This is a genomic window from Companilactobacillus baiquanensis (assembly GCF_003946605.1).
GTDB classification, from domain to species: Bacteria; Bacillota; Bacilli; order Lactobacillales; family Lactobacillaceae; genus Companilactobacillus; species Companilactobacillus baiquanensis.
The window spans coordinates 81,647-93,228 of record NZ_RHOQ01000004.1; the positions used below are offsets into that span (position 1 = coordinate 81,647).

General features: G+C 34.3%; 8 protein-coding genes. 5 read left to right on the forward strand and 3 right to left on the reverse strand.

Annotated elements, in window-relative coordinates; translation table 11 throughout:
* Nucleotides 1-40: 40 nt before the first annotated feature.
* The 4 genes from EKM77_RS07615 (at nt 41) to EKM77_RS07630 (ending at nt 3,447) form a co-directional block, all read left to right on the forward strand.
* Nucleotides 41-715, forward strand: a complete 675-nt coding sequence (locus EKM77_RS07615; protein WP_125593459.1) for a response regulator transcription factor — start codon at nt 41-43, stop codon at nt 713-715.
* 12 nt (nt 716-727) lie between these two features.
* Nucleotides 728-1,732: a sensor histidine kinase gene (locus tag EKM77_RS07620; protein ID WP_125593460.1), complete on the forward strand. Its 1,005-nt coding sequence runs from the start codon at nt 728-730 to the stop codon at nt 1,730-1,732.
* Nucleotides 1,733-1,810: 78 nt separating this feature from the next.
* On the forward strand, nt 1,811-2,527 hold the full coding sequence (locus EKM77_RS07625; protein WP_125593461.1) for a hypothetical protein: 717 nt from the start codon (nt 1,811-1,813) through the stop codon (nt 2,525-2,527).
* Nucleotides 2,524-3,447: a sce7725 family protein gene (locus tag EKM77_RS07630; protein ID WP_125593462.1), complete on the forward strand. Its 924-nt coding sequence runs from the start codon at nt 2,524-2,526 to the stop codon at nt 3,445-3,447. The genes EKM77_RS07625 and EKM77_RS07630 overlap by 4 nt, the downstream gene beginning before the upstream one ends.
* A 531-nt stretch (nt 3,448-3,978) precedes the next feature.
* Here the strand turns inward: EKM77_RS07630 and EKM77_RS07635 are convergent.
* From EKM77_RS07635 to EKM77_RS07645, 3 genes are all read right to left on the reverse strand, one after another.
* On the reverse strand, nt 3,979-6,018 hold the full coding sequence (locus tag EKM77_RS07635; RefSeq protein WP_225425207.1) for a heavy metal translocating P-type ATPase: 2,040 nt from the start codon (nt 6,016-6,018) through the stop codon (nt 3,979-3,981).
* Nucleotides 6,018-6,437 (reverse strand): CopY/TcrY family copper transport repressor, encoded by a 420-nt coding sequence (locus tag EKM77_RS07640; RefSeq protein WP_125593463.1) that lies wholly within the window; start codon nt 6,435-6,437, stop codon nt 6,018-6,020. Before EKM77_RS07640 ends, EKM77_RS07635 begins: the two co-directional genes overlap by 1 nt.
* A gap of 254 nt (nt 6,438-6,691) precedes the next feature.
* Entirely contained in the window at nt 6,692-9,223 is a 2,532-nt protein-coding gene (locus EKM77_RS07645) for a leucine-rich repeat protein (RefSeq protein WP_164507737.1), read from the reverse strand.
* Between the two features lie 270 nt (nt 9,224-9,493).
* Here EKM77_RS07645 and EKM77_RS07650 point away from each other — a divergent pair, with 270 nt between their 5' ends.
* A complete protein-coding gene (locus EKM77_RS07650; RefSeq protein WP_125593465.1) occupies nt 9,494-11,515 on the forward strand; it encodes a hypothetical protein in 2,022 nt (673 codons plus the stop codon).
* Nucleotides 11,516-11,582 lie beyond the last annotated feature (67 nt).

The window sequence follows — 11,582 nt, forward strand, 5'->3', positions numbered from 1 at the left end:
ATAATAGTTAGCCTTATTCTATCATGTGGGGGTTAATTCTATGGCAAAAATTATGATTATTGAGGATGATCCATCTATCTCCAAATTGATCAGTGAAAATCTGCAAAAATGGCATCTTGATAATTATGTAACAGAAAATTTTGAAACGATTATCGAACAATTTAAAACATATAAACCCGATTTAATTTTACTCGATATTAATTTACCTGTATTTGATGGTTATTACTGGAATCAGGAAATAAGAAAAATATCAAAAATTCCGATCATAATCATCTCCTCACGCAATTCTAATATGGATCAAATTATGGCTATGAATATGGGAGCTGACGATTTTGTCGAAAAACCATTTTCAGTTGATATTTTGATTGCTAAAATAAACGCCCTATTACGCAGAACATACGATTTTACGAAAAATAATAATGATATTGTCGAGTACAACGGTCTGAAATTGAATCTTGCTAATGGTACGGTTGAAATTGGCGAAGAGAAAATTGATTTATCTAAAAACGAATACAAATTATTACAGAGACTATTAAAGGATCAAGGTAAAATAGTCACTCGAGAGCAACTATTGAATTTCATGTGGGATGACGAACGATTTGTTGATGACAATACTTTGACCGTCAATATTAATCGCTTAAGAACTAAAATTTCTCAATTTGGTCTCAAAGACTATATCGTCACCAAAGTAGGCCAAGGTTACATTATTCCTTAAACGAGGTTATCTATGACATTAAATAAATACTTACGCGATCATATCGGATTGATTTTAGTAATACTCTTTGGCATAACCTTTATCGAAGTGATTTTTTATTTAGATCCTCAAGTACACTTTCAAAAAGGTACTCTGATCTACACTTGGATCTTAGCAATTTTGATCTCTGCTATTAGTCTGGTTTTATCATTTAATAGGAAGAAAGAATGGTACAATATCCTGCAAAATAGTGATAATGACCCTTCTAAAGAGCTATATGGCGCTAAAAATAACGAAGAAAAATTTATCCAAGCAAAGATCAATGATATTTCTTTAGATTATCGAAAAGAATTGACTGAACTGCATCAAAGCCAAAAAGATCAGCGTGAATATACAGAATCCTGGGTCCACGATATCAAAGTCCCCTTGGCAGCTTTGAAATTATCACAAGACAGTAATTTGGATAAAGAACTATTAGATGAAGAAATCGATCAAATTGATTACTTAGTCGACCAGGCACTGTATTTTGCACGTTTAACTAATTTTTCCAATGATTACTTAATTCAAGAACAAGATCTAAATAACATCGTCAAGTCATCGATCAGAAGTAACAAAAGAATGTTTATCGCTAAGCGCATCAGCATTGATTTGGATATTAGTTCTGAAAAAGTTTTAACCGATGAAAAATGGCTTAGTTTTATACTGAACCAAATCATTGCTAACAGTCTTAAATACACTGATCAAAATGGTAAGATCTCTATTTTTACAACGAATAAAAATGATAACGTTGCTTTACATATTAAAGACAATGGTATTGGTATCGCCGAACAAGATTTGAGCCGTGTTTTCAACAAAGGTTTTACAGGAAATAATGGTCGGACCTCAGGTAGTAAGTCGACTGGTATGGGATTATATCTCGTTAAAAAAATGGTGGATAAACTTGGGCATGAAATTGAGATCAATTCACAGGTGGATAAAGGTACAGAAATTACGATCATCTTTTTAGACCTGCCATACTATCAAAGAACGCAATCTTAAGACGTTCTTTTTTTTAGCGACAAATACGAACATATATTCTATAATATAACCAGATAATCTTACAAAGGTAGACAATTTATGAAAACTAAGCTAACAAAAAATCTCGAGAGTACCCTCTACCAATATTGTTTAGAACAAGATGCTTATGTTGTTGAGGAAGTTTCAATGCCCGAAAAAAAAGGTATTGTTGATACTCTAAGTTATCGCCAACTACCAAATGGCGAAATTGAATGGCGCTGTTTTGAATTAAAGATCACCAAAAATGATTTTCATTCTAAAGCCAAACTTTCATTCATAGGAAATTATAATTATTTTGTTTTGACACAGAAACTTTTTGAAGAAGTAAAAGAAGAGATTCCTGATCACATTGGGGTTTTAATTTATCGAGCCTTTGATAAAAAAGCCGTCGAATTATCTCCACAAACACAACGTGCTCCAGGTTTTTTAACAATTGCCAAAAAAGCACAATACCAAGATCTACAAGTAGATGAAAAATATCTGACCAGTCACTTTATAGCTTCATTGTTTAGAGAAGTGGATAAAGCTAAAAGAATCGAAAAAGGTTTACAACTATACTCTGATGATCAACTTTTTAAAGAACTAAAAAAACGTTCTAAAATTGGATATGATATTTACAAACCAGATCATAATTTGTATGACCGCTTTATAGAAGATTCAGAAAATGATAAAATTTCTGCTTTAGAAGAAGAACTAGACGCAAGAAATACCGAATTAAGAAATTTAAAATTGGATCTACAATCACAAAATTCTCCTAATTTGGAGGATAAAATATGACCTATTATCCATATTTGCGCGGTAGAATGTACGATTTATTAGCCTTAAAAGAACTCTGCGAAGATAAACAACTAGATAAAAATATCATCCCCATTATTGAACCAGTTAGAGATTCTAAAGAACTCCAAAAAACCGTTAATACATTTTTAAAATTTCATCAACCATTCAGTCTAGTTGCCAATCCTCAAGTAAGCGTTTATGGCTTAAACGACACTAAGCTATATCCACTTCCAGATATGTCAACTGTGGATTTCTTTTTACCAAGCGCCATTTTAGCCGCTGATTTTTCCACAGATTATTTAAATTCTGATCAAGAAACCATTTTAATAGCCAAGCACTACCCTCTTTTAAAAGCTTATCAACATTCAAATTTATTAAAGCAGACAGATCATATACTAATTCCTGAAGAAGCTCGCCTACATAAAATTGCCGGTAAAAAAGCCATATCACTGACTGATCCTTTAACCTTTGTTAAGCACGTCGAAGACTATAAAATATTAGAAGACGAATACTTTCAACCAGCAAGTTGGTATAAACAAGTGGATAATTATCAAGGGTTTGGTGATTATTCAATGGTAGGCAGTGTCTATTTTGATAAGGGGATGCCTAGTAGAGCCATCGCATTACATATTATTTACGTAACTTCAAATGGAATATTAAGAATTCACCACTTTGTTTCAGATAGTAATGAAAGTATGCGCGGACAAAAAGAAAAGTTCTTTGAAGCTTTAACCAAACTAGTTAATTGGTCTTCAAAAAACATTAACGGCATAAATAACACCCCAGCACTACAAGAATTATTATCTTACAGCAATCAAGATAAGTTTCCGGGATTAGGTATTGTTAAGAAATTGTCATTGAAGCACCATTTTCAATTGATTAGTAGGTTGTTTACTGACGTTTCCGGTCAAAAACGATAAAAGCCTGCTGTGGGACCGCTTTGAGTCACGGCCTCAAAGCTCGATTTTAAGCTTCGCATGGCGAATCTTAAAATGCGTCCGTTCTGTAAGCGACGAGTCGCTAACAGAACTAGCACTGCTGGCTTTTATCGTTTTTGTCCTCCAACTTATATGGATTTTTATTTTTTGACTTGTTGGTGGATATTTTAATAAATTACATCTGAATAAATTTTTAAAATAATTAATACAAAAAGGCAGAACATCAATACGAATTTACCTAATCTAAGATACACATTCGTAAAGATATTCTGCTTTTTTAATTCCCATAACAAAACCTAAAAATGAAACTAAAATCAAAGTCGGAGGTCAAAAGTGAGATAAGCCCCGCCGTGACAGTGGCGTTAGCGACTTGTCGCTTACACCACGGACGTATTTCAAGCTTTGCGTACCATGCAAAGCTTGAAATCGAGTCTTGAGACCGTGGCTCAAGACGGTCCCACGGCAGGCTTATCTCACTTTTGACCGGAGACGGCAACCGCATAATGACGCTCTCTATCTTAATGTCATAGCATTCAAAGCAACGATAACTGTTGATAATGACATTATGACAGCACCGACTGCTGGGCTAAGAACAAACCCTATTCCAGCTAAAACTCCGGCTGCTAGTGGAATTGCTAAGATATTGTATCCAGCTCCCCACCAGAGGTTCTCGACCATTTTACGATATGTTTTATGTGAAAGATTCAAGAATTTGATAATATCGCTTGGATCACTGTTATATAAAACCACATCTGCTGAATCGATTGCTACATCAGTACCAGCACCAATAGCGACTCCGACTGTTGCACTTGCCAAACTAGGAGCATCATTGATACCATCACCAACCATCATTACACGATGTCCGGTTAATTCAAGATTCTTAAGATAATCGTGTTTATCTTCTGGTAGTAATTCTGCTTTAAATTCATCAATACCTAATTGTTTTGCCATAATAGCGGCTGATTCTTTATTATCACCGGTCAACATAACTGGTGTAATATTTCTTGCTTTTAAGTCTTTAATAAATTGAACAGAATTCTTCTTGATCCTATCGCCTAAGGCAATAAATCCGATAATTTGTCCATTTAATAGAAGATAACTAATTGTATTACCTTTATCCAAATATGGTTGAATAATTGTTCTATCAATAGAGATATTATTTTCTTGAAGATATTTCATATTGATCAAAAGATATTCTTGTCCATCTTTTTTACCAGACATTCCGTATCCTTTGATAGCTTCAATGTTAGTTAAAGTATCAGCAAGGATGTTTTTTGATTTAGCATAATTTATAACACCACTGGCAATTGGATGACTTGATCCTGATTCCAAACCAGCTATCAATCCAAGAACTTTTTTATCGTCATATTTTTTATCAAGTGACTTGATCCCATTAACAGTAAACTTCCCTTCTGTTAAAGTACCGGTCTTGTCCATTAAAACGTAATCGATCTTGCGACTGTTTTCCATTGCTTGATTATCACGAATGATCAATCCATTTGTAGCAGCGATTGAGGTACTACGTGACATAACTAGAGGAATTGCCAAACCTAAAGCATGTGGACATGCAATAACTAAAACAGTAACTAATCTATTTAAGGCCACGTTCATACTGCCAAAGATCAACCAATAAACAAATGATAATAAACCAGCTGTGACTGCGGCATAGAATAACCAGCCTGAAACTTTGTCTGCCAAAGCTTGAGTTTTTGATTTACTACGTTGTGCATCGTTAACTAATTTACTGATCTGTGATAAATAACCTTCTTTAGAAGATTTAGTAACTTTTACTCTGATAGTTCCATCACCGTTGATCGAACCACCAACAACTTTTTTACCGACACCTTTTTTAACTGCTTTTGATTCACCAGTTATCAAAGATTCATTGATATAACTCTCACCTTGAATAATTTCACCATCAAGTGGAACTGATTCACCAGCACGAATTTCAATAATATCATCGGCTTTAACCATGCCAATTTCATGATCCATTGTTGTATCGTTATGAACCATATGTACTTTACTTGGAACTAGTGATGCAATTTTTTGAAGTGCATTACCGGCATCCATAGTCGACTTCATTTCAATCCAATGACCCAACAACATAATTACGATCAAGGAAGCTAATTCCCAGAAGAAATCCATTATATTAGCTGCACCAAAGAAATTATTCATTACAAAAGCATATAGACTGTAAATATAAGCAACACTGATACCCATTGTAATCAAAGTCATCATTGCGGGTTGTTTACTTTGAAGTTCTCCTTTTGCCCCGTTTAAGAATGGTTTACCACCATAAAAGAACAAAATCGAGGACAAGATCAAAACCACCCATTGCGAACCTGGAAATTGAAATTGAAATGGTAAATGCAATCCCATAAATGGTGAAAGTATAAATACAGGTATTGCTAAAACTAATGAAATCCAAAACTTCTTACGCAAATCTCCCATGTCCATCATATGGCCACCGTGCATCATCATGTGTCCGCCGCCCATATCGTCCATCTTCATATCATCCATTTTATGCATATCGTGATTTTTCATATTTTCCATTATAGGTTCGCCTCCAAACAATCGCATTCTACTTCATCAGGTGCTTCTTTTTTCTTATCTTGTAAAATTGATATTAAATCGTCAATGTCACCTTTAGAAATAGCTGAGTTCTCAATTATATCTCCAATTGCATTGCCCTTTTTCATACAGCAAAGACTATCGAATAAATTATTCACACTCTGATGAATAGCGTCTGTTTCTTCAATCAAGGGCTTATAAATATAAGGTCTTGATGATTCATCAGCTGTTAAAAAATTCTTTTTCTGAAGTCTAATTATTAAAGTTTTTATTGTTGCAGTCTTCCAAGAAGTCTTTTTTTCTAAAATATCAATGACTTCTTTACTCGTGGCTTGACCAAGTGTCCAAATAATTCTCATAACTTGCCATTCAGCTTTTGTCATATTTTCTATCTCTGTCATTTATATCAAGTCCTTCGTTTACATCTGTAATCTTTACTTCAATTTATAGTTTACATCTGTAATCGGGCTTTGTAAAGTTTTTTTATCTAAAAAAAGAGTGGAAAAAAACATGTTCAGCTTTCGAGCATTAAGATCAATAGCTCCAGTAATCTGCTTTTAGATTACTGGAGCTATTGGTTTTAAGCGGAAAAAGCTATGTTTTGTTCCACGTTTATGCTGCACATTTAGAGACAAAGTAGTTTTGTTCCAGACTTTTATTTATTATCGTGTTTTCTGCTCTTGAATCCTAGCCAACCTAGAAAGACTAATACTACAGCACCTACCCAGCCTAAAAAACTGGACTTATCGCTAGTTTGAGGCAACAAGCCTTGATTATTTGCATTAGATTTCAATTGGATGTTAGTTGAATTAATATTCGAATCCGTAGAAGTCTTTAGCAAGGGATCATTCTCTGAAATAGGATCCGAACGATTATTATTAAATTCTTTTACGATTCCATCTTTACCAGCTAATTTAACATTTCCGTTATTAGAAACCGGATCTGAAATTGAATTTATTATCAAATCCTTTGGATAATCAGAATGTTTTGTTGGATCACTTTCAATTTCATTTGGTTTATTTGATCCCGAATTATCAATTGAAGAACTATTATCTGAAGGGTTTTTAATATTTGGATCCGTATTTGGATTATTTGGCATTACTGGAGCTACTGGAGTTACTGGATCTGTTGGTGTAACTGGATCTGTCGGACTTACTGGGTTCGTTGGGTCTACTGGATCTGTTGGAGTTACTGGATCTGTGGGGTCTACTGGATCCGTTGGAGTTACTGGATCTGTCGGATCGACTGGATCTGTGCCACCGCCTGTTGGATCTTTATGAGGACCAAGATCTGGTTCATAATCCACTGATTCATTAGCCGTAATGGTTCCATCTTCATTAACTGTCGCTGTAATTGTATCTTTATCAGAAACATAACCCAAAACCTGTGGAACTTCGACTTCAACAATTGTACCAACTTGGCCGGTTACATCGTTGACTACTGATTTAACCCAAGGTTGATCAGATAGATTGCTAGGTATTTTAACATCGGCCGTTACCATCTTTTTTACTAAAGTTAATTCTAGGTCATTAGTTCCATACCAACCGGTATCTAATCCACCAGAATTTAACTTGGCGGTAACAGTAACATCTTGACCTTGGTAATTTTCAGGAAGTGTTAATTCATCATAATATTCATTATATTCTAGAGTTTTTCCATCAATAGAAAATTGTAATTGTGCCAATTGATCAGCTGAAGTTAATCCAAGATTTTTAGCAATAGCAGCTCTAATACCCAAAGCCTTGGTATATGTGGCATAAACTGTGACTGCCATAGTTTTCTGATCAGCAAAAGCTTCATTACCGATCGAGCCAATTTTTCCATCAATTTTAATGCTTTGTAAATTATTACTGTAAAAGGCTCTATCACCCAAGCTGTCTAATTCACCACTTAAAACTAAGCCTGTTAAATCATTATTGGCAAAAGAACTCTCACCAACACTAGTTACACTTTTAGGTATCGTCAAAGTACCAGTTAATTTATTGTTGGCAAAAGAATTAGTACCAATGGTTTCAACATCTGGATTTAAGACTAACTGTTCTAGTTGATTATTTTCAAAAGCTTGATCGCCAATATTGACCACATTATTAGGCAATACTAGAGAACCTGCTAAATTGTTATTTTCAAATACTCCAGTATTCATTTTAGTTATTAAATTATTAAAATTAATGCCAGTTATTTTATTATTAGCAAAAGCATAATCACCTAATTGTGATAATTTATCTGGTAAAGTTATTGTTCCAGAAATTTGATTGTTAGCAAAAGCTGACGTACCAATAGTTTCAATCTCTTTGCCCAAAGTTAAATCCGTTATTTCATTGTTACTAAAAGCATCATCCGCAATATTAGTTGTTTTATCGGGTATTACTAATTTTCCAATATGATTATTACTAAAAGCATCAGTATTTATTTGTGTTACTTGATTCAAATCGATATCTGTTAATTCGTTATTTTTAAAGGCATTAGAACCAATTGACCAAATTCCATCGGTAAAATTAATTGATGTTAACTTATTATTTTCAAAAGCGTTAGCACCGATCCATTGTAAGTTCTTGCCTAGAGTGACTGAAGTTAATCCATCAACGATCGAAAGATTATCATTGCCACTTCTGTCATTATTGAAGGCATTATCAGCAATGGCGATAACTGGTGTTCCTTTATAATAATCGGGAATCGTAATATCAGTAGCATACTTAGGATCTTTGCCGTCATTAGCAGCCTTTTGTGCTGCACCGGTATATCCAGTGACAATATAATTCCCATTTGAATCTTTACTATAACTAAAGTCGGACTGATCAGTTGTTTCTTTATCAGTATTAGTTTTTATATCAGTTGTCGAATCGTTATTATCCGTGGGCACAACATTGTTATCAGGAGTTGCTGTCTTATCTGGATCCGGTACTTCGGGGTCAGTGGCACTAGTATCTCCAGTTGGATCAGTATTTTTGGTCTCTGTTGTATCACTAGTATCTTTTTGGTCTACAGAGTTTTCTGGACTATCTGGATCTGGTTTTATTTGATCAATTTGTTCATTTGAAGATTCATTTTCAGATGTAGTATCTTGACTTGAAACTGTACTATCTGTATCAGCCTTAACATTAGTTCCCAGCATAACTCCGGCACCTAATCCAATTAAAGTGGCACTTGTTAGTATCAATTTACGTCTAAATTTAACTTTATCTTCCAATTTATCCGCCAAATCACCTGAAATATCAATGGTGTCCTTTCCTCAAAATATCAAATAATTTATATTTATCCTCTACTTTTAGAATAACACTTATCTCAAAATAGAATGACTTTTGGCGATATTTTCACTTAATACAACAAAATATTTTAATTTTTTTATCACAAGCATATAATTTGACTCATATTATATAAATAATTTTTGCGTAATATGGATTATTATTAAAAAATATTATGTTAAACTTATGAAAGCAAATTCATAAGGAGACGATTTATGAAAATAAAAAAGTTATCTATTATGTTTATAACCTTCTTATTAACCTTAAGTTGCTTCCAATTAAATCAGTTAAATACCTTCGCTGAAGACACAGACACTGGTCCCAGTATTGAAGATGTAGGATATTATCATAAACCTACTAAAGATGTAAAAAAATTCTTCGGCATTTGGCTTACGACTGGTTTTGCATTACAGCCAAAAGAAGAAAATAACGTTGTAGTCGGCGATACAATAACTTTACGAACAGATTCAGCACGTTCTGCTGTATACGCTGCTGCGACATTAGATCGTTGGGCAAGATATCAATGGTATCAATATAAGCCCGATGATGGAAAATGGACTGAAGTTAGCAAAGCTGACGGTGGCAAAAGCGAAAATCTCACAATAACTGGAAAAGATGCCAACCAAACGACCTTTTATCAGTTGCAAGTCCAATGGATCGGTATTATTCCTAATCCTTTTGCAAAAAAAATCTATTCCCACGTCGCGGCAGTACACACCGTACCTTATCCAGTCGATGGTGAAAAAATGTCCATCAGAACAGATGACGATTATATTTACAGTACTTCATTTGACATGGCAGCTACTTCAACCTATGCCCATGCCGACGTAATTCCGGAAAATTATACCGGAAATGTCACTTGGAGTGTCGATGATACGTCCTTAGCTACAATTGATGAGGATACTGGTTTATTAACAGCTGTAACCAAAAAAGAAGTACAAGGAACAGTTACCGTAATTGGTACTTTGCATAACCCTACCGGAGACGACATTCAGGCAACAACTAAAGTTCATGTCGGACAAGGTCTAGAAGATCAGGAAGTAAAGGCTGGACAAAAAGCAACTTTCGCAATTCAAGGAAATCTAGGTGACCTTGAAGATATAGATGATGACGGCGACGATGGCGATGAAGGCGGAGACGATAGTGGCGGCAGTAACCAATACACCGTGAAATGGTATCGTGATAATCCTGACGGTTCTAGGGTTCAAATAAATAAAGATGACGAAATCAACGGTTCTTTATCTGTAACGACTGATCCTACCACTATGGAAGATGATAACCAAAGTAAATATCAAGCTGTAATCAACGTTAAATTAGGCGTTATTAATAAGAGTTACACTACCAATAAAGCTACTTTGACAGTAATTCCAGATGGATCACCTGACATAAAGATCGATAACAGCTTAGATAACGAAGACTACAATGACGACTTAGACTACGATTTGCATTTGTTCGGAGTAAATGAAAATGACACTATTACAAGACAATCTACTTTAACAAATAATAGTGGAACTGGGATCTTAAATAATGCCACTTATCATGAACCAGTGAGAGAGAACTCTACTGTTAAATCAGTTACTTTAGATGATAATGAATTATCAGATGATGAATATGATATTGTTTCTAACACAAAAGATAATACTAAGGAAGTGGTGATTCCCAACTTGAGTTTCAGCACTAAACAAAGTCATTCTGTTAAAGTATCTACTAAAGAAGGTTCTGTTGATCAAAAAACAACCGTCCACACTACTCCTTACATTAAAGGACAAGTATCATCACCCGATGATTATCAGATGGAAGGTTCACAGGGAGTTATAACTTACTTAACGAATACTCTCCAAATGGACGTTGAGGATATAGATTTTGGTACAATAACACCACTTTCTGCCAATGAAACTATCTATCGTCCTGACGAATTAAATGAACCTAAAAATATTGTGGAAATAGATGACCAAAGACGTAATAAAAATCACACTGAAGTTAGAGTTAAACAAAACGACAATCTTTTGAATGATGACAGTGTTGCCTTACTAGGAAGTCTCAATTTTGTTGAAAACGGCAATACCTATGATCTATTCGACAACGACCAAGTTATTCAAGCTACTAATCAAGGAAATTCAGTCCCTTCGATCGGCTGGTCTAAAGAAAATGGAATCTTATTGCATATCAATAATAATAATTTAGCTTCTGGAACATATAAAACTTCATTAAAATGGTCAGTTGTGGAAAGTATTTAATCATTTTTAATAGTTACGACAAAATTTTGAAACGTTACGCAAAGAGACTCAATAATCCAATAGATTA